Consider the following 24,490-nt stretch of genomic DNA (forward strand, 5'->3'; position numbering starts at 1 on the left):
CCACCAGCTCAGTACAGGCGCGCGGTTCTCATGGCTCAGCTCAAGAACGAAGCTGAAAAAACACAAAAAATACCGGCACCTGAATTACACAACGAACATTCATTAATTGAAGTGTTTAGGTTGCGACCATAATTGCCATGCACGCATAGCGGTCAATTCAGCAACCGGCGTTCATATTTTTGGGCAGTGTGGTTTCCGGGTGCCACCCGATGTGGCAACGGCCGTTTCACAGGACGGCGCGCGCAGGCGCAAAGGCGTCTTGCGCCTGCCGTTCAGGGGGCCGTCTGCTCCAGCGCCTCCAGCAGGGGCTGGAGATGATCGGCATGCTGCCTCCAGCGCCCCACCGCGCGGCCGTGGACGGGCTCGCGCACCTGCACCAGGCTGGCGGTGCGCACCGGCCGCTGCGTGCGATGGAAATCCAGACAACGCGCGTCCCATGGCAGGCCGAGCCTGTCCAGCAGGCGCCGGGTCTCGCCCTCCTGATCGGCCACCAGCCGCTCATAATCCATCTCGATGAAGTGGCTGGCCGGCAGAGCGTCCCGCCACACCGCCATCAGCGCCTCATACTGGCGGTAGAAGCCGCCCAGCTCGGCCAGGTCATAGGCGAACGTCTGCTCGGCACTGAACAGCTGCGCGTAGCAGGAGAGGCAGGTGTCCACGGCATCGCGCCGGCTATGGATGATGCGCGCCTGCGGCAGCATGAGGCGGATCAGGCCCACATGCAGGAAATTGCCCGGCATCTTGTCCACCACATGAGGCCGCCCCGCCGAGAGCGCCGTCACGTGCTCCACATAGGCGCGGCCCATGGCCGTGAGCTGGTCCGGCGGCATCTGCGCCACCGATGCCGGATAGCCGGGCAGCGCGGAAACGAGACGCTCCATCACCGGCAGCTCACCGGCGCCGTGCACCAGCGGATGGGATGCCAGGATCTGCTCCAGCAAGGTGGTGCCCGAGCGCGGCATGCCGACGATGAAGATCGGCAGGGTGGAAGGATCCCCGCCCTCGGTCGGCCCCTCCGCCAGCCGCGCGCCCATCACCGCGCCGAACTCGCGCATCCAGCGGCCGGTCGCCGCCAGATCGAAATCGAAGGTGGAGCGCTTCATGCGGTTGCCCTGCGCCAGATGCGCGAAGGCCACATCCGCGCGGCCGGCATCGAACCACGCCTTCGCCAGCGCGAAATGCAGCGTCATGCGCTCCGAGAAGCCCTGGATCTCGCCCGATGCCAGCAGACGCTCCATGCGCAGGAGATCGGGGTCTTCCGGCGCGAAGGTCTTCAGCTGCGTCTGCCCGGCGAAGGCCGTCACATGGCGGGGGTCGCGGGCCAGAATGGCGGCAAGGGTGGTCCCGGCTTCCGCCGTCTCGCCCAGCTCCATCAGCAGCGCGGCCTCATTGGCCAGCGCCGTATCGCGGACGGCGCCCTGCGCCTCGGCGGCGGCGCGATAGTCCGTGCGCGCCTCGGCGTGGCGGCCGAGGGCGTGCAGGATCTCGCCGCGCACATTGCGCGCGTCCGCACTCCACGGCGCGGTTGCGACCGCGCGCTGCGCCATGCTCAGGGCGGCATCCGGCTGGCGGGACTTCAGCACACGGGCAAAGGCGACGAGCCCGCCCAGATGGGCAGGCGCGAAGGCCAGCAGCGCCTCCAGCCAGCGCTGCGCCTCCAGCGGCCGCTGGCGGCCAAGCTCCGCGCCGGCAAGATTCACATAGGCATCCGCGAGCTGGGGATCGAGGTCGATGGCATGGCGCGCATGCCGCGCCGCCTCGTCCGCCCGGCCCATCTCGTTCAGCAGGAACGACAGGTTGCTTTCCGCCTCCGCATAATCGGGATCGAGTTCGAGGGCGCGCGCATAATGGGTCCGCGCCGTCTCCAGCGCGCCGAGACGCGTGCAGGTGTTGGCGAGATTGTTGAAGGCCTGCGGGCTGTCCGGCTGCGCCGCCGCCACCCGCTCCAGGCAGGCCACGCTTTCCGTGAGCTTGCCGGCCTCCTGCAGGATGATGCCCAGATTGTTCCAGGCGCCGATCGCACCGGGCTCAAGCGCCAGCGCGCGCCGGCACACCTCCTCCGCCTCCGCCAGATACCCCTTCTGACGGAGGATCTCGCCGAGATTGCTCAGATAGGGCGCCGGCACACGGGGCGCGTTGGCGGCCTCGCGCAGATAGCGGATGGCGAGATCGAGATCGCCATAGGCATGGGCCATCAGGCCGAGGATATGCAGCGCATCGGGCTGGCCGGGCCAGACCGCCAGCACCCGCTGGCACAGCTGCTCGGCCGGCGCGGCCTGACCTGCGGCCCAATGCTGGCTGGCGCGCTGAATGGCTTCCTGAATGGTGATCTGCGCGGGCGCGTCCGTCCCCTGTCTCGAATCCATGGTCCCCGGCCGAATGAAATGAAGGATGCAATATGTACTGGGCAGCCTATCCTGTGGCCCGAGCCCGGTTCAATTGCAACGGCCAGCGGGGCAGGCGCACGCTTCAACCGCGCGCCCGCCGTGCGCGTCGGCGCCCTTCAGTGCGTCATCCCGCCCGCGCGGGCCCTGGCGATCAGGTGATCACCCAGCCGGTCGGAGAGCGCCATGATGGTCAGCGTGAGGTGCTTGTCCGGCAGGTAGGGGATGACGCCGCCGTCGCAGATATAGAGATTGTCCACATCGTGCGCGCGCAGATCCGCGTCCACCGTGCCCGCCAGCGGATCGGCCGACATGGGCGTGGTGCCGGCGTAATGGATGCCGGTGCCGCTGTTGTCGACGCTGGCATGGACAAGGGTGGAGGAGGCACGCCGCAGCACCTTGCGCCCCCAGCCGAGCATCGCCTCCATGCGCTGGCGGCCGGTGTCCGTCGCCTCGAAGTCCACATCCACGTGCCGCACGCCGTAGCGGTCCTGCGTCCGTCCGGGGCGCACGCGATTGCCCGGCACCACCTCGCCGGCGCAGAACAGGCCCAGCGTCACGTAGCTGTAGAACATGGTCCGCGCCATCGCGCGCTTCATGGCCGGCGGAAAGTGCGCCATGCCGGCCAGATAGTGCGGCACATCGGGAATGCCGTGGATGCCGTGGCCGATGAAGGGGAAGGACGAGCCGTCCGGCAACCGCCCGCGCGACATCAGGATCAGCAGATCCCCATAGCCGATGTCGTAGGTGCGCCGCTGGCCCCACAGCTTCCACAGCGAGGTGGACAGCACCGCCTTGGGATTGTCCTGCAGGGCGAGGCCGACACGGCCATTGTCATTGCCGAGGCCGCCGGGGCTCGCCGCATCCGCCGAGTTGAACAGGATGCGCGGCGTCTCCACCGCGCCCGTGGCCAGAACCACCACCTTCGCCCTCAGGCTGCGGCGCGCGCCGGTGCGCGTATCCACATATTCCACCGCCGAGATGGCGCGCGTGCCGTCCGCCCGCACGAGGCGCACCACCTTGGCATGGGTGCGCAGTTCGTAATTGGGCCTGAGGCGCAGCTCCGGCAGCAGCCGGGCCGAGAATTTGTAGACCGCCCCCACCGGGCAGCCGGAGGTGCAGATGCCGGTGGAGACGCAGGCCCCCTCCACCCCCGCCCGCGTATCGATGGCCTTGCGGTTCGGTATGGCGTGAGAATAGGGCTCGCCCAGCGATTTGACCGCCCGCACCACCAGATCATCCGGCGGCCGCAGCGGCTTGGGCGGCACGAAGATGCCGTCCGGCAGTTCGGGGATGTTCTCCCGCGTGCCGCAGACGGTGATCCGCTGCTCGACAGCGGCATAATGGCTGTCCAGCGCCTCATAATCGATCGGCCAGCCGTCGAAATCGGCGCGGGAAAAGCGCACGCTCACCCCGTTCCAGAGCGTCTGGAGGCCGTCCACGTTCAGCACCTGGAAGTGGCGAAAGCCTCCGCTGGGCCGCTCGGTGGAGCCCTCCTTGCCATCCGCGAACAGGGGATGGATGAAGAGACTGTCGTGCGGATCGCTCGGCCATTCGGTGCGCGGGCCGATGCCGAAATCCCGCGCCGAGCCGGGCGGCGCCACGGTGCGGAAATGATCGGCCGCCAGCAGCCCGCCCTGCTCCAGGGAGACCACGTTCAGCCCCGCCATGGCCAGCCGGTGGGCGAGGATGCCCCCGCCCGCGCCGGTGCCGACAATGCAGACGTCGCACTGATCCGCCTCACCCACGGGCGCCTCCCACGGGCCATTCGCCCACCGACTTCAGGAAGCCGGGCGAGGAGAAATACACCTGCTCCAGAAAGGCGGTGATGGGTGCCGCCGCAGCGCCGAGGTCGCAACGGCGCAGCGTGTTGGTGCGGGAAAAGTCCGACCGCAGGGCGATGTCCGCCAGCGCGGCGCGCAGCTGCACATTGGCGAGCGCGATGCGCGTGATGTCGTGCAGCAGCGGGGTCAGCGCGCTCCGGTAGGGACTGCGCGCCACAAGCGCGCTGACCAGCACCGCCAGATCCACATTGCTCCCGGCCAGCGGGAGGGGGATGTCGAGGGTGGCATCGCTCATGGCCGGCTCCCGCCCAGCAGGATGCCCTCACCCGCCGCCGGCGCCCGCTTGAGCGTGCGCAGCGGCTGGCCGGAGCGCAGGTGACGCTCGATATCCTCCAGCGGCACGCCATTGGTTTCCGGCACCACGCGCAAGGCGAAGATGACGCCCGCCGCGCAGACCAGCGCATAGATGGCGAACACCCCGCCGAGGCCCAGATGGGCCACCATGAGCGGGAAGGAGAAGACCACCAGGAAGTTGAAGCCCCAGTTGGCCAGCGAGGCCGTGCCCATGCCGAGGCCGCGCACGTTCAGCGGGAAGACTTCCGCCATCATCACCCATGGCAGCGGGCCGAGGCTGACGGCGAAGGCGGAGATGTAGAGGACCAGTCCGATGATCGCCAGCGTATCCAGCGCCGTCGACTCGGTTGCCGCCGCGATGGCGATCATGCCGAGGCTGAGCGCCGCACCGGCAAAGCCCAGCAGCAGCAGCGGCCGCCGGCCGATGCGGTCGATCAGCGCCATGCCCACCACGGTCATGACCACATTGACCACGCCGATGCCGATGGTGGCCATGAGCTGCACCGAGGCTGAATCGAAGCCCGCCTCGCGGAACACCACGGGCGCGTAATAGATCACCGCATTGATGCCGCTGAGCTGCTGGAGCAGGAACAGGCCGATGCCCACCACCAGCGCCGGGCGCGCCACCGGCCCGAACAGCTCGGCCCAGCTGCCCCTGCCCTTGTCGCTCTCGGCGGTGCGGGCGATATCCTGCAGCTCGGCATCCACCCGGACGCTGCCCAGCGGCAGGCCGCGAATGCTGGCGATGGCGGTGCGCGCCTCCCGCGTGCGGTTCTGCGTCACCAGCCAGCGCGGCGTATCGCGCAGCATGTACATGCCCGCGAACAGCGCCACGCCGGGCACCGCCCCGAACAGGAACATGGAGCGCCAGGAACCGGCGAAGGCCAGATTGATGAGATAGGCGCCGAGGATGCCCAGCGTGATGGCCAGCTGATAGACCGACACCAGCATGCCCCGCTTCTCCGGCGGCGCGCTCTCGGAGATGTAGAGCGGCGCCACCAGCGAGGCCATGCCGATGGCAAAGCCGAGCACGAGCCGGGCAAGGCTCAGCATGGCAATGCCGTTGGCGGAGGCGGCGAGGACCGCACCGGCGGCGAACAGCAGGGCCGCTGCCAGCAGCACCTTGCGCCGACCGAGGGCATCCACCCAGCGGCCCGCCAGCAGCGCGCCGAACAGCGCCCCGAACGGCACCGCCGATGTCATGACCCCTTCCATCACGGGATCGATGCCGAACTGCGCATGCAGCAGATGCAGCGCCCCGGCGATGACCCCCTCGTCGAAGCCGAACAGGAAGCCGGCGATGGCGGCCACGATGGCGATTACATAGATCATCATGTCTGGTCCCCCTTTCCCGGTCAGCGCAGCAGGCCCGCCGCCACCTTGCGGATGGCGTGGACGATGTCGCGGATGTCCTGCTCGGCCAGATTTGAGCTGATGGTCAGCAGCACGCCGCGCGCATGCACGTCGTCGCACACCGGCAGGGCGCCGTGGCCATAGTCATAGTCCGCCGCGAAGGCATTGGAGGGGTGGCTCCAGGGGAAGCCGTCGCGGGCATTGGAGCGCCGGTTCACCAGGCTCGGAATGTTGAAATACCAGTGCAGCCCCCATTCCCGCATGGTGATGCAGGACAGGGAGCCGGGCGGCCCGGCGATGCCTTCCGCCCGCAGCGCGGCGATGAAGGCGCTCGCCGTCTCCCCGTCGGGCAGCAGCATGAGAAGGGTCGGCCCGGTGTCGCCATCGGGGTCCGGCACCTCGCGGAAGGTGAGGCCCGCGATGCCTTCCACCGCTTTGCGGATGGCCCATTTGGCGCCGCGCATGGCGCCGGTGATGGCCGGCAGCTTGCGGGACTGGGCCAGCGCCATGGCGCCCGCCAGCTCCGACATGCGCGCGCCCATGCCCCAGAGCTGGCACTGCGCATCGGAGACATCCAGCCGGCCGGCGGGCGTGCGCGGATAGCCCAGATCATGCAGCGCCACGATGCGCCGGAACAGCGCGTCGTCCTCGCACACGATCATGCCGCCGTCGCCGGAGGTCATGTTCTTGTTGAGCTGGAAGGAGAAGATGCCGATATCGCCGAACCGGCCCACCGCCGTGTCCTTGACGCGCGCGCCCGCCGCCTGCGCGCAGTCCTCGATCAGGCTGACGCCGCGCGCCTTGCAGATCCCGGCGATCCGCGCGATGTGCCCCGGCGCGCCGCTCATGTGCACGCACAGCACGGCGCGGGTGTGCGGGCCGATCTTGCGGGCCACGTCCTCGGGGTCCATGCAGTATGTGGCATCCATGTCCACGAGGCGCGGAATGGCGCCGTTGCGCACCACCGCCGAGACGCAGCTCACCCACAGATAGCCGGGGATCAGAACCTCGTCGCCCGGCCCGATGCCCAGCGCCGCCACCGCCACGGCCAGCGCCGCCGTGCCGGAGGAGACCGCCAGCGCATGCTTGTGGCCATAGGCCTCGCACCATTCGCGCTCCAGCGTATCCACCATGTGCTGGGGGTCCAGCCCATAGAAGCGGAAGGGGCTGCGGGCGAGCACCACCCGCTCCACCAGTTCGCGCTCCTCCTCGCCGATCCAGTGCGCGCCGGGCAGCTCCCAGGGCAGCGGCGTGGTGCGCACGGGCTCGCCACCATCGATCGCCAGACGGTTGGCGAGCGCGTGGCGCACATCCTCTACATTCGAGACATCAGCGGTCATGTCCACCACCCGACTGAATAGATAAGTTGAACGCGGGATCAATATTCGGATTTATATTTGCGGACTACGTTTACACATCATAATCGATGAGCTATCGCTCATCATAAGGCGCAGGCGCCATTGTCCCGGCGCGCGGGCACGGAGCTTTCCAGCATGGTCACGACGTCCCTTCCGCGCGCTGGCATGTCGCCTCTGATGGTGCTGAGTTCCGGGTTGCTGTTCGGCTACAGCACCGGCGCCGTCGCCGGCGTGCTGGAAGCGCTCACCCCGGCCTTCGATCTGTCGCTGAACGCGCAGCAGCTGTTCGTCGCCGCCTTGCCGGGCGCGGCCTTCATCGGCGCGGTGGCGGCGGGGCCGCTGTCCTCCCGCATCGGTCGCCGCCGCGCCATGGCGGCGACATTCATCCTCGCCATCGCCGGCTGCCTGCTGACCGCGACCCAGCCGGGCCTCGTCACCCTGCTCGCGGCGCGCCTGCTGATCGGCATCGCCGTCGGCATCTCCGCCATGATCGCCCCCATGTATGCCGCCGAGATCACGCCCGCGCGCCATCGCGGGGCCGTGGTGGGGCTGTTCCAGCTGGCCGTCACCCTCGGCATCCTCGGGGCCTACGCCGCCCCGCTGCTGCTGGTGCCAGAGGTGCACTGGGCGCTCATCCTCGCACTCGGCCTCATCCCCGCCGCCGCGGGCCTGCTGGTGGTGTGCCGCCTGCCGGAGAGCCCCCGCTGGCTCGCCGCGCAGGGCATGCAGGACGCAGCGAAGGACGCCGCCACCTGGCTCGGCATCGCCGCCGAGATGGGGTCCGAAGGGGTGGGCACGCCCCGCGCCCGCGGCCCGCTCTGGCCACTGCTGACGCGCGGCCGCACCGGGGCGGTGCTGGTGCTCTGCAGCGCGCTGTTCGTGCTTCAGAATCTCAGCGGCATCGACGCGATCCTCTATTACGCACCGCACATCTTCCAGCAGCTCGGCTACGCGGCCGGCCCCTCGGCCTTCGCCGCCACCTTCGGCATCGGGCTGCTGAACGTCCTCGCCACGCTGGTGGCGCTGCGCTACGTGGATCGCGCCGGCCGCAGGCCGCTGCTCATCCTCGGCTGCACCGCCATGGCGGCGGGCCTCGCCATCGTGGTGGGCGCCGCCGCGCTGGACTGGCCGTGGCTGAGCCTTGCCGGCCTCGGCCTCTACATCGCCGCCTTCGCCATCAGCCTCGGCCCCCTGCCCTATGTGCTGATGTCCGAACTCTTCCCCACCGCCATCCGCGAGACCGGCATCGCCGCCGCATCCGCCGCCAGCTGGCTGTTCAACATGCTGGTGGCCTTCGTCTTCCTCTCCATGGTGGAATGGATCGGCCTTGCCGGCGTGATCAGCCTGTTCCTGCTGGTGTGCCTGCTGGCGCTGGCGGTCTGCTACGCCTGCGTGCCGGAGACGCGCGGCCGCTCGCTGGAGACCATCGAGGCCGACGTTCTCGCCAATGCGCCGCTGCGCGCGGTCGGGGGCGGCCTCTCCGACTGAGGCCACCCCCGCCTCCCCCCCGCGCGGGCGGCCGCCGTGTGCGCTCAGCGCGTCCACGTGGCCAGCCCCTCCCCATCGAGATAATTGATCTTCAGCTCGACAACCCTGCCCTTGCGCACCACGAAACGCACCGAGGACCGCGAGCCATAGGTCGCGTTCTCGCTGCGGGGCGCCACCGCATAGGTGTCGCCATCCCAGTGGGTCAGCGGCATGGACAGCTTGCCGGGGCCGAGCGACAGCACCAGCCCGTTCGCGCCTTGCGAAATGCGCGCCGGGCCGAAATAGGCGCTCTGGTAGGTGCCCACATAATCGGCCGCCGGGCGGGCTTTGGCGGGATTGGCGGGCGCCGTCTTGCCCGCCAGATCGCCGGCAGGGTCGTAATAGGTCATCAGCCGGGGATGGAAGAGATCATACCAGTCACGGGTGGGCGCGCCATACTGCACCGTGTCCATGAACTGGCTGGCGATGGCCTCCGCCACACCCACGGGGCCGCCATTGGTCAGCACCACGATGGCGATGTCGGCGGAGGGCAGGAAGCGCACCGTGGTGCCCGCCCCCACGCTGAAGGCGCCGGAATGGGACATGGCCGGCCGCCCGTCCGCATCCACCGTGACGTTGAAGCCGAAGCCGTAGAAGCCCGAGCGTGCGCCGATGCTGGGCGCGGGGCTGCTGAAGGCCTGCGCCCGCAGGGCCGGCAGCAGGGCCGCGGGCGCGATCAGCTCCTGCCCGTTGTGGCGGCCGTTCGCGAGCACCAGCTTCATCCATGCGGCAAGGTCGGTCACGTTGGACGACACGCCGCCGGCGGGGGCTTCCGGATCGGCATCACGCTGGAGCAGCGCCGCGAAGTGCCCGCCCTCCCACGAATGCAGCACCGCCCGGTTCTCGTGCTTGAGCAGGTCCGCGTGGCGCGAGCTGGTGGCGGTCATGCCCAGCGGACCGTAGAGCGCCTTCTGCGACAGCTCCTCCCACGACTGGCCCGAGGCCCGCGCCACCGCCTCCGCGCCGGTGGTGAGGCCGAAGTTGGAATAAGCGTAGGAGATGCGGAACGGGGCCAGCGGCAGCAGGCGCAGCCGCTGGAGGATGGTGTTGCGGTCGAACCCGAGGTCTTCCAGCGTGTCGCCGCCCGCATGCGGCAGGCCGGAGCGATGCGCGAACATGTCGCCGACCGTCACATGTGCGGTGACATAGGGGTCTTTCAGCGCGAAGCCGGGCATGTGCTTCACGATCCTGTCGTCCCATGCCACCACGCCGGCCGTCACCTGCGCGGCCACGACGGTGGCGGCGATGGGCTTGGACAAGGATGCGAGCTGGAAGACGGTCGCCGTGTCGATGGGGGCCGGCTTGCCCAGTTCCCGCACGCCGAAGCCGCGCGCGAACACCGTCTTGCCGCCCTGCACCACGGCAACGGCCGCGCCGGGCACGCCGCTGCGCCTGAGGGTGCTGTCCACGCTGGCCGGCAGATCCGCCAGCGCCTTCTCCGCCCCGCCCTGCGCCAGCGGAACCACGTCCTCGGGCGGAAACGCCCCGAGCGTCAGCGGAATGGTCTGCGCCTGCACCGGCAGCACGGCAGCGGTGCCAGGCAACAGAGCAAGGGCAAGGGCAAACCTTGCGGCGCCCCGGCCGATCGACGGGCTGCACAGGACCATGGCGTCGCCTCCAGAAGTTCGATCATTCACAGGCGGGGTGTTCAGGCCCGCAGGCCGGAAGGCTTCGTCATCAGTGGAAAGAGGCGCGTGCCGGTGCCGGACAGCTCCATCGGTCAGACCTGCGGAGCCGTTCATCCCACTGGCCCTGTCGCCGGACGCTGGAACGGCCCGGCCGTTCTCCTCCCGGCAACAGGTGTCGCGGCTCTCTCATTCCATGCATTGCCGTCGGGGAGGATGCGCGTTCGCGATGAGCCTGCGGCCGCGAAAGCCGCAAGCGTCAGGCCCCCCCGGGCTCCGTAGAAGATTGACAGGAAGCGCGGCCGAGGACCGGGCGCTCCCTGTCACGCCCGGCGGACCCGGGCGGCGGGTTCTTCGATAAAACGTTCTCTATCAAGGCGTTAGAGACTGATTCACCGATCAGGTTGTTTCAACCCGACCGGATCAGGCTCTAGCAGGCAATTGTTTGCGCAATATTTGAAAGCTGCACAATTGCGCCTATCCCCCGAGGCGTGCAGGGAAAACGCAGCCGGCGGCGCTTCAGGCGGTCGCGATGAGGCCCGTTCCCATCAGGACGAACGGCGGGATCACCTCCGCGCCGTGCAGTCCGGTCAGATGGGCGATGAGCCCGCGCATGATATTGGCCCGCGCCTCCACGGAGGCGAGATGGCGCACCGAGGTCATGTAGGTATATTCGATCGCATTGCGGGCCCCTTCGGGACCGGCCGCGATCAGAACCCGGCTCACGGCCTCCGGCAGCGGCTGGCCGGCGGGCGTCACCAGCACGGCGATCATCACGCTGAGATCCGGCGGACAGAACGGGCTCTCATAGGCGAACGCCGCCGCGACCTTCAGCGCCGCGCGATCGTCCGAGGCCAGCACCGCGATGCACTTCAGGACACGCATGTGCATCTCGAACTCGGGCGCGGCTTCCGCCATCTCGATGCCGCGATCGAAGAAGGCCAGCGCGGCGACGAAGTCACCCCGTGCCTGCCGCAGCTGCCCGAGCACCGGCAGGGCGGCAGCCGAATCCGCCATGCGGGCGAAGGCCCGCTCCACCAGATCCTCGGCCAGATCCAGATGGCCCCGGTCAACGAAATAGAGCAGCTTGCCGGCGGTCAGCATCAGCAGCGGGCTGGCCTCGATGAGCGGCAGACAGTCCAGCACCGTGGCCTCCACCTCGCTCTCCAGCCCGTCGCGCTCGCTGCGGCTGATGCCGGTGAACGGATTGGCGAGGACGAGACGCGCGAACAGATGCAGGCACCATTGCAGGGCGATGTCGGCGCTCCCCGGATCCTGCTCCCGCGCAGCGCGCAGTTGCAGCCCCTTCTCCAGCCATTGCGGATTGGAAGCCGACAGCAGCGTCGTGGCCGCGCGCAGGCGGATTTCGAGCGGCTGGTCGGTGGGCGTGCCGAGCCCCTGCGAGGCTTCGGCCAGATTGCGCCGTAGCGCCTCCAGAATGTCGTCCGCAGCGCGCGCAATCTCCGGCAGGAGAGCGGCCGCCCCACCGCTCGCGAATTCCAGACGGAAGGCCCGGATAATGCGCCGGGACGGTCCCTCGCGCAGGGTGGCCGTGCAGTTCAGCCGGGTCCCGCTGTCCTGAAGGCTCACCCGGAGGACATAGCGCGCCACCGGCGCGGCGGCCTCCTCCTCGCTCCCCGCGCGGATCACGCTCTGGCCCGCGCCGAGCTTGCCCGCCATCACGTCGCGCATCTGGCCGATGATGACATCGGCCCGGTTGGCCAGATGCCGGTCATGCCGGGGCACCACGGCGGCGATCGCCAGCAGCGCGTTGGCGGCACCCGCCGGTCCGGGCCGGACGGGCGCGGGCGACGACGGGGTCGCGATCCAGACATAGCCCTCGCCATATTGAGTGGCGATGTATCGGGGCGCCCTTGCGCTGTCGCCCAGCTTCGCGCGCAGCCGGTTGATGAGAAAATCCACGTTGCGATCGGACGTATCGGAATCGGCCGACGCAATGGTGTCCAGCAGCTGGCTGCGCCGCATCAGGCGGTGGGGATTCCGGGACAGCGCCAGCAGGAGCGCCCGCTCACTCCGGGTGAAGCGGATCTGCTTGCCCTCGCGATGCGCGAACAGGCAGCTGCGATCCAGCACGACATCACCGAACACCAGGCCCTCGGCCTGCAGCATTCCCGGTTCCATCCGAACGGCCCCCACCCGCCGACGACCGCCGGCCCCTCACCATCCAGCCCGGATACCTTGCCGGCTCCGATATCGCCCCGTCGCCCTCCGGCTCCAGATATCGACCTGACGATCGTCGGCCATGTGGTCGCCATTGTCCAGAATCGACCGGAAGCGGCGCAGCCTCCAGGACCTGCACGCCGGCGCCGGACGACAGCGCCACCGCGCCGGCGGGGACCTGTCCGGAAGCGTGTTCCCGACGGACAGAAAGCATCCGGCGATTGCAATGTCATCGAGGCCCGCACGCGCTGGGCGCGGAACGGGCCGGTGAGGAGGATCCACCCCATTGGCGCACCGCCGCATGCGCCTTCCGCGCCTTCCGCGCCTTCGCGCCATCCTCCAAGCGCCCGAAAGCCGGGTTCAGAGAGGGCCACACGAGCCGGCGGCATTTCGGAGGCCGATGATGCGGGGGCTGATCTCGACGCGATCCGCTCTGCTGCCGGCATTCCCAGTTTTTCACCACCCTCCGCTATGTGCGGGCATGGGAATAAGCCGAACCGTTTCGCAAGCACGCGTAGCGCATTGGAACATGTCACAGGCAACCGCCCCGTTCCGGGGAGCTCTGAGCGCGACGGTCCGTTCAACCTCTGGACGCGCGATCGGGCAGCAGATCGCATTTTCCGTGCGTCGGGTCGGGCCCGTGAGGGCTGATGGGCGGCACGCGATGAGGACTGATCACAGCAGCCCCAGTGCCTTCGTGAGCGCGGCGGCGTCACACCGGGAGGTCTCATCACGGCGAAGCATGATGCGCAGGCGGTCGTCCTCTTCCAGCGCACTGGACGCGGGAGACGGGCCTGTACGATACTTTTTGGCTTCCGGGCCGCCGTCCACGATCGCACGGATCTTCTGGGCTCCGTCCGCCTCATAGGCGATCCTGCCAATCTGCATCGCGCGCCAGCCCCCCATGGGCTGCACCAGGATGCACCCGGCCGGCAGCGCGGTCTGGGCCAGCGCCGTGCGCAGCCAGCCGCTCCATGTCAGGCTGTCGATCATGGCCTCATCGAGCGCCTCGGGTTCGTCCAGGGCGAGGCGCGCGGAAATCTCGATGGTGATCTCATTGGCCTGACGCCGGCCCGCCTCTGCCGCAGCCCCGCGCAGGCTCGCCTTCACCTGCGCGATGAAGGCAGGGGTAAAGCCGTCTTTCGACATGTCCCGCCGAAGTCTGGTGAACTCTGCCACCACCAGCGTCTTCGGGGCCTGCGCACCCGCCGGGACGACTGCCGTTGCCCGCGCCTCCGCCTGCTCCACCCGCGCCCTGAGCGCCGCATTCTCGGCCTGCAACGTCTCACTCTGTTCGCGGGTCGCGACGAGATCCTCGCGCGTGAGCGTGATGAGGCCGTTGACGTTCTGGTCCTTCACATGGCTGCCGGCGCCGAAGATCGCCAACAGCAGCACCGTCATGGCGAACAGCGAGAACACCAGATCCGTGGCGGGAGTGTAGTCATCGCCGTCATACTGCTCCATCCGGTCGCGCAGGCGCATGGCTCACAACCCGACGGCGGCCGCGATCCGGGCGCCCCACCCGGTGGCGGCCAGGATCACCACCATCAGCGTCACACCGGAAAGCACCATGGTCACGAGAAAGGCGCGGGCCATGCTGCGCACCAGCACATACTGTCGCTCGGCCGTGGCTTGCATGCGCGCGGCAGCGGCGCTGTCATAGCCGGAGCGGAACTCCTGAACGAGATGCTGACGCAGATCCGTCAGGGTCTGGGCCAGCAGGGTCGCGGTCTGCTGCTGCGCATGCGCCAGTTCGGTTCCCAGCGTGGTGAAGGCCTGGGCGGATTGTGCCAGGCCGGCAAGGGCCGCATCCTGCCGCTGGAGTGCCGTATCGAGACGATCCGCCACCAGATCGAGATGCTGCACCGGCGCCGCGAGGAAGCCCGCCACCCGCGCGGCCGTGTCCTGAATGCTCTGCGTGGCGCTCACCATGTCGGCCGAGGTCGTGCGGATCTCGGTATTGTGCTCCTGCAGGCGCTGCTCCAGCGCCATCAGCCCCTCGCTCACCTGCATCTGGCGGCAGATGCCCTGATAGTCGGTGCCCAGGCTGTAGAGCGCCTCGATGATGCGGTTCTCCGACGTCCGCACGAGGCCACCGAGAATCTGGAACAGGATCGCCGCCGACAGCCCCGCGATGGAGGACGAGAAGGCCGCGCCGAGCGAGCTGACGATCTCCTGGATCGAGCCCCGGATCTGGGCATCGTTCAGCGCGCCGCCGGTCATGATGCCGGAGACGCCCTGCAGCGACATGACGATGCCGGCGAAGGTGGCCAGGATGCCGAGGCGGATCGCCAGCGTCTGCTTGTCGCGGATGGCGTGCGAGCCGCCCAGCACCATGTCGGCGACGCGCTCGACCACGAAGCTGACCGGATCGAAGCGATGCTGGCTGGCATCGTGATAGATGATTTCCGTCAGCCGGTACGTGGCCGTGTTGTCCAGCGTACCCGCCGCCGTCTCCCGTCCGCCGGCGAACAGCACCTGGGGATCCGGCGTCCTGGTCAGTCGTCCCGAGGTCAGGGCGGGGGCGATCTTGACGGTGATCTGCCGATCAAGCTGGTTCAGCGCATCGCGTTCATGCCGCAGGCGCCCCACCGCCTCGGCGAGGTTCCACATCGCCAGCACATAGACCACCAGATAGATGGCCACCGCCGCCATGAGCTTGAGCGAATTGATGCGCCCGATCCATTCGCTGAAGCCGAACATGCCGGTCGCCAGCTCGATGCCGATGACGAGGGCGAGGACGGCCAGCAGCAGCGCGACGGCCGCGGCGATGGAAATCAGCGGGAACACACCCTTGAGCAGGCCCGTGACACCGGCCCGCAGCAGCTGGCGGCGGGCGGGCCAGGAGGGCGGGGCAAGCCGCGCCTCATAACGCGTACGCGGATCGTCGACGGGAAGCGTCACCTGAGACATCGTCAGTTCCCGTCCTCGACCGGCGCATCACCGGACTGCGACGGCAACGCACCCGCCGGCATGTCGACATCGGGCATGTCCACCTTGTGGACGAGATCGGCAATGGAGATGTGCGTGGCCGTAATGTGACCCGCGCGCAAGCGCTCGAGATCCGCCAGAAGCGTGGCGTCCTTGTCGTACGCATTTCGGTCGTAGTCGGGACTGGCCAGAGCGATGTTCATCCGCTCTCGTACGATGGCGATCTGCTTCTCGATACTCGACAAGTCGGCGGTGCGCGCCGTGAGCCGATGATGGCGCTCCACCTCCATCAGCTCGACCATGTTCTGTGCGTCCAGCGCTGTCTGCCCTCTGAGGTCGTGCGTCACCCTCCGCGTCAGGGATGGCAACACGTGCACGGCGCTTAATTGCACGCTTAACCCATGGCGGGTGGCCATCTCCCCTTCGACGAAGGACGCCAGGTCCACATAAAGTTCACCCTCGGCGCCAGCCCGCCCATGATTGAGCAGGCGCAACGTGGGAGCCGGCCTCAGATCGAGCCGTTGCCGCGCCGCATTGATCGCGGTGCGCTTCACTAGCTCGGGATCGAGATTGGCCGCGCCCTTAAGGACGGCCAGCGTGTAATAGCGTGGGTCAATGCCATCCACTTGGATTTCAAGCTTTACGGGAATGTTGTCAGCCGACGAGCGCATGCCCTCCGGCTCCACCTCGAATGTCACTTGCAGCGTGCCGAGCGCCAGCGCCTTGTCGACCAGCGGCCGGATCACCGACTGATCCCGCCGTACATCCACGGTGTGAGATGCCGGCCGCAGCCGCTCCGTGAGCGCCCTCTGGATGGCGAGCACGCATCGCTCCTGTACGAAAGCGGCGCTGCTCGCCCCACGCCCTGCGGTGCCACGAAGGTCGCTTTCCATGTCCCAACGGCTGAAGAAGTCGTTGGGATCGATCCGCGTCATCGCCTCCTTCAGGGCATCCGTCGCGACATCGGTCACAAGGTTGGCGATGCGGTCTGAATAGCTCGCCGGACTTTGCCCCCGGCGATCGGCGTGACGCACCAGATCAATCACATGGCGCAAGGTTTCGAAGCGGATGTCGAGGGTCATTCCGACACGCCCGGTGTGGACCCCTTCCTTCATGAGATAATCGGCGGCCGGTATCTCGAGGCGATATCCCTGCAACCAGACATTCTCCGGAATGACCGGGCGCACGACGAAGGGGGAGATGGACTGGCCGCTGTCCTCCGCCCGCCCCAGCAGGGTATTGGTGACGCGCTCGGCCACGACCGTCTGTTCTGAGAGGTTCATGTCCTCGAAGTCGCGGCCCTGCATGGCCATGTTGAGGGCGAGGCGCGCCTCCCTCTCCAGCCATTGGGCGCGCGGGCCGAGCTTAAGGGAATCGAACAGACCCGCTCCATCAGGACGCAAGGTGAGCGTGGCCTCAATACGGAAGTCGATGTCGCGGCCCGACCGGCCGGTCCATTTCAGGTCGCAATTGATCTGCTCGGTCTTCTCCGTATCCGGCGGGACCGGCGCGATCACCACATGGCGCGTGGCGAACCCGGTGCTGCGCAGATGGGTGGAGAGCAGCTCGGCAATCACATGCTCCACCTTCTGCTTGTTGAACCAGAGGTCGTACAGGGTGACGCCACGGGGAAACTGGGTCCCCAGAATGGTCGCGATCTTGTCACGGCGCGCGCGCGGCTCGGCCGGCAGGCGCCGCTCGCTGGGCGCGCCGGAGGGTTCCAGCTGGATCTGGAATGTCACCGACGTCCTGCGGTGCGGCGCATCCGGCGTGCACATCACCTGCGTGCATTCGATCACCGGCTCATCATGGGGCACGTCGGGCAGGTCGAACAGAATGGCGGCATCGAGCCCGCACTGGTCGAAGATGGAGCGGGCGATGTTGCGCTGCCAGTCGTCGGGACGCCGCGAAATCTCGGCGAGAAGACCCTGCGGGCTCACGGTCTTCAGGGTGCGCACCTCATGGACCAACGCCTGTTCAACCACATGGGCGAGGCGCTGGCCGGGTGTATCGATCGGATCGGCGAGACTGCGGACGATCTTATCGGCCTGCGCCGACCGCGCCGTCACGGACAGGCGATAGCGCACGTCCACCCGCTCGGTGGTGCTGAAGATGCGCATGGTATTGAGCTGGTCGTAGATTTCCACCGTGAGGTCGGTCTTGAGCTCGTAGAGCTTCAGGGTCCGCAGCAGGTCCTTGAGCCCGCGCTTAGGCACCACTTCTCCGGTGCGCGCATCGATATGCACGAAGGAGGAGCCGGCGCGCGAGATTATCGCCTTGGCGGGCAGCAGGATCTCATCGATGGGATGGGAGAAGGCGATCGGCTTCGACGTCATGGCAATGTCTCTCCCGCGGCTAGCGAGCCCGCGCCGGCACGGGCGCCGGGAGCGGTGCGAAATGCTGCGCCAGCCGCTGGATCCGGCGGACGCGCTGTTGGTGATGGGCATGCGTCTTCGTCATGCCAAAGCGCTCGAAACGCTGGTTCAACTGTTCGGCCGCGAAGGCCAGCGCCACGCTGGCGCGATGGAGCGCCTGCCGGCGCTCCTGGGCGAGCCCGGCCACAGCACGCTCCAGGCACGCGGTGTAGGCGCGGTCCTCCGGGCTATCCTTGGCAAGCGGCGCGGGGGACCACATGCCGAAGCGCCAGAACAGGAAGACCGCAATGGGATAGAGGTCCATCAACGCCAGCAGGTCGTGCCGGGTCTGACCGGGGAGCTTGTCGCGGGCTTCGAGGACATGCTTGTGCACCGTCCCCGCGTTGAAGGCCGGGAGGTCAAGCGCTCTGGCGATGTCACGCCAGAACTGATCGCGGAGCGACGCAGAATCGAGGTTGAAGGCGCGCTGCTTGGCCTCGGCCACATGGATGTCCTGGACGATGACGTGGAAGACATCGTCGAGCCGATCCTGCACATGGACGGCCAGTTGCAGGGCCGGCCGTTGCCCGCCGGCCTTCTCGACCTCCGCGAGGCTCTTCAGCCAGTCGCGGGGCGTGCGGGCGAACAGCCGTCGGATCAGGTCCGGCGACGGCGACGGCGCAAGCTCGGCAAGGAACAGCCGGGCCAGCAGCGGGCGCTTCGGGCGCGGATCATCGAGATCCCGGATCTCCCAGAGGATCTCAGACTGCGTGATGAAATCGTCGAGGTAGATGGCAAGGCCGCGTGCGGCCCTTGGTGCATCGGCCTCCGGAACAGCAGACCAGACGGCATCGAGCCAGGCCCCCACCACCTCCGGCTGATCCGGCTTGTTGCTGGTAGCCGCCTTCATGACCTCAAGAATGAGGTCGCGCAACTCTCTCAGTGCAGCGTTGAACCCATCGCGACCTGCGTCGCGAAACGGGGCAAGGACGATACGGCCGAACGTCACCGGCTCCGGCTGCGGCCCATACAGGCTGAAAAATCCGAGGATCCGCCAGGCGGTCTCGAACTGCATGCGCTGTTCGAGCCATTCGAGGAGCTTCGTGAAGACCCCGTGTTCCGCCGGAAGGTGGTGCATCGCCTGTGCAATAAGATGCTGCACGTGGCGAGCCGCTCCGGTGCGGAAATGATCGTCCAGTTCGCGTGGCTGACGACGCTCTGCCGTCGGGTTCTCTTCGTTCTCTGCCATGACGTGGCGCATGACATCGCCAACCATCACATGCTGGTCATCGTCGGCGAAGCCGAGCCGGACCCGCTCCTCCGCCACCACCTCGACCGGGACAATGGGCTCGTGCGCGTCGGCCTTGAGCCCGACAAGTACCGAAGCCAGATCCTCCGCGGACAGGATGCGGTGCCGATGGAGGCCGCACAGCAGCTCGACCAGCCTGGGGCGTACGTCCTGACGGCTCTCGTGCAGCGGAAACCGCTGGATCGCGCGCTCCAGAGCTTTGCGGCCGAGCAGCCTGTCGGCTAAGGCGGCGAGCGCGACGCGCCCCTTGCCGACCTCAATCCCGACGTCCACCAAGCCGAGCCTTGCGCGCAGGATATTTTCGGCATCCCTGCGCAGCCCGAGGGCTTCCAGCAAGCCCGGCGCCCCGTCATCGAGACGCTCCGACCAACTCGGGCGCAGGGGACGGTCGCCATAACGACGAACCGCATCCTCGCACTGGCGCTCATAACGTGCCCGCATCACCGGCGACATCAGCTCATCGGGAATGTCTTCGTCGGGCAGGCAGAAGTGGACCAGGCGCAGGGCCTCGTCGTGGTGAAGCTTATCCGTGAAGGCGAACAGGATCAGCAACGTCTGCCCGATCAGCCCGAGGGAGGCCGAGCGGTAGCTATCCGTCATGATCTCGTCGATGCGCGTCAGCTCCCCATGGGTGGGCACGGTAGGTGAGCTTGCGTTTTCAATGGCGCGCCGGATCTCCGCATTCCACTGAGTGGCAGAAGCGGCTCCGTCCTCCGCGGCGGCACCCACCCGCTCGAGCTCGAGATAGAGCGTCCGCTCGTGCGACAACTCCGCGCGCGTGAGCAGGAGCTCAGCTGCATTGAGGGCCTGCCCAAGGTCGTCCCGCAGCGTCTCCGCGTCGAGTCCGTTCGTGCGCGCGAAGGCTTCGAGCCAGAATGCCGTCCACGGCAGGCGAACGGCGCCCGGATATTCGGGCAGGACCGAGAGCGTCTGATGCAAGGGCAGGCTCACCACCAGAATGTAGCGGGCATCGCACCGCTTCAGGACATCCTGCAAGGGATTCGCCGCCGCTGCCTGAAGCTGCCGATTGAGATCGGAAGCGGCGCTTTCCGTCTCAATTTTATCGATGAACACGTGTGGACCGCCGGACGGATATGCCGCCAGCGCGCGGTCGACGGCTTGCGCGATATCACCGACGGTGACGCCTTCGATCACATCGCGCTGCCAGACGGTGCCGGGCGTGTAATCCGCAAGACCGCCGATCCTTTTGCGGGCGGGTGCCCGCGTAACCATGACGTGGCAACGGTCCGGCCGATGCGCGAAGTACGTGGCGAAGTGTTCGGCCACGTGCCGCAGCATCTCCGCGGCGGACCATGGATGGAGCAAGTCCGGCCGATCGGATGGCCTCTGGACACGGAATTCCAGGCGTGCCGGATCGAGATGCGGGATGTCCTCTCCGCGGGAGAAGCCGAACCGCGCGCTCGCTCCCCCTGCATTCTTCCCGCCGTCCGAAGCAGCGACACCGGTGTCGGCTGCCTTGGGTGATGACGTCTCGCTCGACGTCTGCCCGCCCGCGCTTCCGCCGCTTTTGTCCTCTGCCGCAGGCTCCTGCGATCCAAGGGGCTGCGGACCGGTAGCGGGAGGCGCTACTGCGCCACCCACCTCCGGCGCACCGTCCCCACGGTGGTCATCTGGCGGCGGGGCGCCAGCCTGTCCATGATCGTTCTCAGGCATCGAAGGCCGCTCGCAGGATGGGAACGCCGTTGCGTGCATCGGGGGCGGAGATGGGCTTGCCTTGGTTGGAGATTCGGAACAGCCCGGGGCCACTGTCGGTTTCCAGCCACTCCAGCACACCATTCGGCGTTTGGTTGGGCCGGCTCACGGTCCCGAAGAAGCGCATGTCCGGTGGCGCCCCGAGCAGTGCCAGAGGCTGTGCCGCCTCGTCCCCCGCCTGAAGGCTGATCTGGGTGCAGAGCCGCTCCATCTCCTGCACGGTCGGCAGGCGCAGCGACCTACCGGTCCGCTTGCATAGGGTGTCTAGCGCGGTGAGGGTGTCTTCTGCCGTGAGCGGACTGTAAGGGCATTGGAGCCCCCCTCCCGCCCGACTCCAGTCCTGACCGCGCGCGAGAGAGACACTGGCGGTCGTCACCGGAAGGACGGCCACATAGGCAGGTGCGTGGCTTTTATCCGCCTGGAACCAGAACGGCCCCCATCCGTCCACCTCTGCCTCACCCCTGCCCCCCCAGCGCTGGGCATCCCGCCGCCGGGCGGCAGCACCCTCGGGATCCCCGGATTTGAGATCCAGGGAGTTCGGCACGGTGTCGAGATGCCCGGCGGCGAACGCCAGCAGGGCATGGACCGCAATCAGCTTCCCCCAATCCACCTGGTCGCCGCCCAGACGGGAGAGGCCGATCAGGATCGGGGCGCCATGCGCGTCCTCGGCGAAGACCGGGCCGCCGCTATAGCCTTCCGGCGCGCTGCCCTCGACACGGATCCTCTTCAGCAGGCCTTCATCGTATCCGCCATGCTCGAAATACGCGTTGGACAATTGGGCGCCGAACCGGCGCGCGGGCGGGTGCGAAAATCCCAGTGCCACCACCTTGCATTCGGCCGTAGGCGTCGGCGCGAGGTTCATCCTCTCCCAGCAGTCCGCACGTGCCTCCAGCTTGAGCAAGGCGATATCCGCCTCCGGATCGGAGGCGACGAACTGCGCCGCAATGGTCTGCCCGTTGCGCAGGCCAACCGTCAGCTTGCCGGCGATTGGCCTGCGCTCGTGCTCCGGCCGGTTCTGTTTCTTCGCCTTCTGAAGCACGTGTTCGCAGGTCAATACATGCCATCTGCCGACCAGCAGCCCGGCGCCGTAACTAATCGGCTGATCAAGATCTCCGGCAGTCACGGACACCAGATTGTCCGGCCATTCCCCGGCCAAGACGCGGCTGAGGAAGCCCTCACTCGCCATCACGCGTCTCCGTCGCCGGCGCCGTCGGGATCGCCATAGTAGAACTCGAAATCGGTGAAGATCAGCTTCGGGATGCTGCCATCCAGGCGGTGGATGGCAGCGAGCAGATGCGCATCCGTGAGATCCTTCACATAATGCGACACGCGCCGGTCAAACCTGCGCTTGCTGTCGTTGCCCGCACCGGCCATGGCTTGGAAGACCGCGAGATTGAAGTGATCCAGCGCGCGTGCGGCCAGTTCGGCCGGCAAGGCGATGGACTGATCGGTGCGGGGAATCCGCACGCGATAGTTTTCTGAGCCAAGGTCGTCGATGAAGGACCGAAGCTCCAGATAGAGATCGGTGCGCAACGCCTCGATGTCGCGCACGACGCCCAGAGCATAGTGGCCGTCCGCGCGCTGGCGCGCCCCATGCTGGCGCGTCCGGCGGGCGCCCGCCTGAGCGAGCCGCTCCGGCGCCTCCATCAGAAGTTCGTCATCATTCTCGTCGTCATAGCCTACGAAGGCGCCAGTCTCGAAGGAAGAGACATTGGCGCTGAGCACGCGCTGACTGGCGAAGAGATTGGTGGGCATGCGATGCAGCGCGTGGACCGCGCGGATATCATCCAACCGCCCCCGCTCCTCCGGCAGTGCGGGCAGCGGGCGGCCCGTCAGCTCCTCGAAGACGAAATCGTCCTGCTTGTCGGCATAGCCCTGCACCGTGGCTGTCTGAAACCGCCGTTGTGCGAGCGGCAGGTTGGCGATCACGAGGGTGGCCCCCTTTTCAACCCCCTTGGCGCGCGCCTCGGACAGATCGATCTGGAACTCCTGCCGGCGGAACGCGATCCGCCGCGACGGCCCGCCCGCGGGGTCACGGCGCAGGAAATCGCGGTCCGCAAGGCGGCACACCGCCTCGACCTCGGCCCCGAAGAACCAGTGACCATCCGCCTTGCGGAAGCTGGTGAAGGAGGTGGCAATCTGCGGCGACATTCCGCCAACCTCGACCGCCTCATAGGGCTGGGAGACCACCTCCTCAACCACGGCCGCACTTATCCATTCCCCCATATCTGCCCCCCACTATCCTTCCAATCCCCGCTCCCTTTATTGAGCACCCGGATGAAACGTGCAACAGTGTCCACGGTATGTTTGAACTATCAAATCACGGGGCAGGGGTAAGCCGTGAGCAAGCCATCCTTTTTTGCAGTTATATTTTGCAGCCTTTTGGCGACCACACCCAGCGCATTTGCCGACCAGCAGGTCCGGGCCGCCACCAGCGACTATGAGCGCACCGTCGGGGAAGGTCTCATCACCGGCCTCATCACCGGCTGCGCCACTGGGGCCGTGGTCGGCCTGCTGAGCGGGCGCAGTGGCAATCCGGCGCAGGGCTGCCTGATCGGCGGCGCCGCAGGCGGGATCGGCGGCGCCATGTTCGGCCTGAATGTCGCGGAACAGAAGAAGGCGCAGATCCAGCGCGAGAACCAACTGGACTCCGCCATCAGCAAGGCACGCGCCCAGAATGGAAGCCTGCGCAAGCTGGTGGGCTCCGTGGATGCCCTGGTGGTGCGGCGGCGCAAGGAACTGGCAGCCCTCGAGGCGACGCCCGACCGGACCGCCGAAAGCGCGCGCCTCAAGACCGATCTCGCTGCCGATGTCGGCGATGTGGATCAGGCCATCGCTGCCGCACAGAAGTCGCGCGATACGCTCAGGAAGGCGGTGGATGCCTATCGCAACACGCCCGAGGAACGGCCGTTGAGCCGTGAGATCAGCACCAATGGCGGCGCGCTCGATACGCTCAAGGCACGCCGGAAGGATCTCCTCGAAATGAGGGCGACCCTGTGAAGGCCTGCCTTCGCGTCGGCATCGGGCTCGCCCTCGCCCCCATGCTCATGGGGTTTTGCGAGGGCGTGAGCAGCGATCCGCGCCAGGGCGGATTGATGGGCGGCGTCTGCGGCAACGCGACCGGGTCCTACAAGAAGCGAACCCAGGATCGGGAACAGGCACTCGACGCGCTCGAGCAGGCCAATCGCAAGCTCAACAGCCGCCTGACAGCTGGACAGGCGGAAGCCGACACGCTCAATACCCGCATCACCGCCGTGCGGACCCGCCTGCAGCGCACCGACACCGAGCTGAACCAGCTGAAGGTCAGGGTCGCGAGGCGGGAGGCGCAACGGAGCCTGCGTCAGGCAGAGCTCGATACGATCAAGCGCGAGATCGCCAGCCTGACGGAAACCTACGACCAGCTCTCCCAGCGCGTGACGGCGCAGGAAGCCACCGTGCGCGCCATCGAGAGCGGGGTGAACATCGCCCAACGCGCGCAATCGGAAGAAAAGGCGGTTGAGAATATCAACGGCGAGGTCTCCCGCCTGCGCGAGCGGCTTTCGGCCGTGAAGCAGAAGGTCCCCTAGGGCCGCTCCGGGGAAACTCCACGGCTTGTGTCTCCAACAGAGGAGAGACAC

16 protein-coding genes are annotated in these 24,490 nt (G+C 67.6%); 3 read left to right on the forward strand and 13 right to left on the reverse strand.

Features of this window, described 5'->3' with window-relative positions:
- Positions 1-272: 272 nt before the first annotated feature.
- The 5 genes from IEW24_RS19220 to IEW24_RS19240 form a co-directional block, all read right to left on the reverse strand.
- A complete protein-coding gene (locus IEW24_RS19220) occupies positions 273-2,366 on the reverse strand; it encodes a tetratricopeptide repeat-containing sulfotransferase family protein (RefSeq protein WP_188581656.1) in 2,094 nt (697 codons plus the stop codon).
- Between the two features lie 137 nt (positions 2,367-2,503).
- Positions 2,504-4,132, reverse strand: a complete 1,629-nt coding sequence (locus IEW24_RS19225) for a GMC oxidoreductase (RefSeq protein WP_244644545.1) — start codon at positions 4,130-4,132, stop codon at positions 2,504-2,506.
- Positions 4,125-4,463 carry a hypothetical protein gene (locus tag IEW24_RS19230; protein WP_188581658.1) on the reverse strand — a complete coding sequence of 113 codons (339 nt, stop codon included), beginning with the start codon at positions 4,461-4,463 and terminating at the stop codon, positions 4,125-4,127. The genes IEW24_RS19225 and IEW24_RS19230 overlap by 8 nt, the downstream gene beginning before the upstream one ends.
- Positions 4,460-5,857: a sugar porter family MFS transporter gene (locus IEW24_RS19235; protein ID WP_244644546.1), complete on the reverse strand. Its 1,398-nt coding sequence runs from the start codon at positions 5,855-5,857 to the stop codon at positions 4,460-4,462. The genes IEW24_RS19230 and IEW24_RS19235 overlap by 4 nt, the downstream gene beginning before the upstream one ends.
- A gap of 20 nt (positions 5,858-5,877) precedes the next feature.
- Positions 5,878-7,215, reverse strand: a complete 1,338-nt coding sequence (locus IEW24_RS19240) for a DegT/DnrJ/EryC1/StrS family aminotransferase (protein WP_188581660.1) — start codon at positions 7,213-7,215, stop codon at positions 5,878-5,880.
- 153 nt (positions 7,216-7,368) lie between these two features.
- Between IEW24_RS19240 and IEW24_RS19245 the strand changes: the two genes are divergently transcribed.
- On the forward strand, positions 7,369-8,721 hold the full coding sequence (locus IEW24_RS19245; RefSeq protein ID WP_244644547.1) for a sugar porter family MFS transporter: 1,353 nt from the start codon (positions 7,369-7,371) through the stop codon (positions 8,719-8,721).
- Between the two features lie 44 nt (positions 8,722-8,765).
- Here IEW24_RS19245 and IEW24_RS19250 read toward each other — a convergent pair whose 3' ends face one another.
- The 8 genes from IEW24_RS19250 to IEW24_RS19285 form a co-directional block, all read right to left on the reverse strand.
- Positions 8,766-10,367 carry a serine hydrolase gene (locus tag IEW24_RS19250; protein ID WP_188581663.1) on the reverse strand — a complete coding sequence of 534 codons (1,602 nt, stop codon included), beginning with the start codon at positions 10,365-10,367 and terminating at the stop codon, positions 8,766-8,768.
- Positions 10,368-10,904: 537 nt separating this feature from the next.
- On the reverse strand, positions 10,905-12,515 hold the full coding sequence (locus IEW24_RS19255) for a winged helix-turn-helix domain-containing protein (RefSeq protein WP_188581665.1): 1,611 nt from the start codon (positions 12,513-12,515) through the stop codon (positions 10,905-10,907).
- A gap of 726 nt (positions 12,516-13,241) precedes the next feature.
- Positions 13,242-14,048 (reverse strand): hypothetical protein, encoded by an 807-nt coding sequence (locus IEW24_RS19260; RefSeq protein ID WP_188581667.1) that lies wholly within the window; start codon positions 14,046-14,048, stop codon positions 13,242-13,244.
- Positions 14,049-14,051: 3 nt separating this feature from the next.
- A complete protein-coding gene (locus tag IEW24_RS19265; protein ID WP_188581669.1) occupies positions 14,052-15,470 on the reverse strand; it encodes a hypothetical protein in 1,419 nt (472 codons plus the stop codon).
- Positions 15,471-15,481: 11 nt separating this feature from the next.
- The gene (locus IEW24_RS19270; RefSeq protein WP_188581671.1) at positions 15,482-17,833 is read right to left on the reverse strand and encodes a hypothetical protein; all 2,352 of its coding nucleotides are present in this window, start codon (positions 17,831-17,833) and stop codon (positions 15,482-15,484) included.
- A 19-nt stretch (positions 17,834-17,852) separates the two neighbouring features.
- Entirely contained in the window at positions 17,853-20,447 is a 2,595-nt protein-coding gene (locus tag IEW24_RS19275) for a hypothetical protein (RefSeq protein ID WP_188581673.1), read from the reverse strand.
- A gap of 379 nt (positions 20,448-20,826) precedes the next feature.
- A complete protein-coding gene (locus IEW24_RS19280; RefSeq protein ID WP_188581675.1) occupies positions 20,827-22,059 on the reverse strand; it encodes a S1 family peptidase in 1,233 nt (410 codons plus the stop codon).
- A complete protein-coding gene (locus IEW24_RS19285; RefSeq protein ID WP_188581677.1) occupies positions 22,059-23,075 on the reverse strand; it encodes a hypothetical protein in 1,017 nt (338 codons plus the stop codon). The genes IEW24_RS19280 and IEW24_RS19285 overlap by 1 nt, the downstream gene beginning before the upstream one ends.
- A gap of 180 nt (positions 23,076-23,255) precedes the next feature.
- Between IEW24_RS19285 and IEW24_RS19290 the strand changes: the two genes are divergently transcribed.
- A complete protein-coding gene (locus IEW24_RS19290) occupies positions 23,256-23,873 on the forward strand; it encodes a glycine zipper domain-containing protein (protein ID WP_188581679.1) in 618 nt (205 codons plus the stop codon).
- Positions 23,870-24,439: a coiled-coil domain-containing protein gene (locus IEW24_RS19295; protein ID WP_188581680.1), complete on the forward strand. Its 570-nt coding sequence runs from the start codon at positions 23,870-23,872 to the stop codon at positions 24,437-24,439. Before IEW24_RS19290 ends, IEW24_RS19295 begins: the two co-directional genes overlap by 4 nt.
- Positions 24,440-24,490 lie beyond the last annotated feature (51 nt).

It is taken from the genome of Azorhizobium oxalatiphilum, assembly GCF_014635325.1.
Classification (GTDB): domain Bacteria; phylum Pseudomonadota; class Alphaproteobacteria; order Rhizobiales; family Xanthobacteraceae; genus Azorhizobium; species Azorhizobium oxalatiphilum.

Bases quoted from the DNA above. Each gene is read 5' to 3' on its own strand.
- IEW24_RS19235 (WP_244644546.1), bottom strand. From the start codon at position 5,857: ATGATGATCTATGTAATCGCCATCGTGGCCGCCATCGCCGGCTTCCTG.
- IEW24_RS19230 (WP_188581658.1), bottom strand. From the start codon at position 4,463: ATGAGCGATGCCACCCTCGACATCCCCCTCCCGCTGGCCGGGAGCAAT.
- IEW24_RS19270 (WP_188581671.1), bottom strand. From the start codon at position 17,833: ATGACGTCGAAGCCGATCGCCTTCTCCCATCCCATCGATGAGATCCTG.
- IEW24_RS19220 (WP_188581656.1), bottom strand. From the start codon at position 2,366: ATGGATTCGAGACAGGGGACGGACGCGCCCGCGCAGATCACCATTCAG.
- IEW24_RS19240 (WP_188581660.1), bottom strand. From the start codon at position 7,215: ATGACCGCTGATGTCTCGAATGTAGAGGATGTGCGCCACGCGCTCGCC.
- IEW24_RS19280 (WP_188581675.1), bottom strand. From the start codon at position 22,059: ATGGCGAGTGAGGGCTTCCTCAGCCGCGTCTTGGCCGGGGAATGGCCG.
- IEW24_RS19260 (WP_188581667.1), bottom strand. From the start codon at position 14,048: ATGCGCCTGCGCGACCGGATGGAGCAGTATGACGGCGATGACTACACT.
- IEW24_RS19245 (WP_244644547.1), top strand. From the start codon at position 7,369: ATGGTCACGACGTCCCTTCCGCGCGCTGGCATGTCGCCTCTGATGGTG.
- IEW24_RS19250 (WP_188581663.1), bottom strand. From the start codon at position 10,367: ATGGTCCTGTGCAGCCCGTCGATCGGCCGGGGCGCCGCAAGGTTTGCC.
- IEW24_RS19255 (WP_188581665.1), bottom strand. From the start codon at position 12,515: ATGCTGCAGGCCGAGGGCCTGGTGTTCGGTGATGTCGTGCTGGATCGC.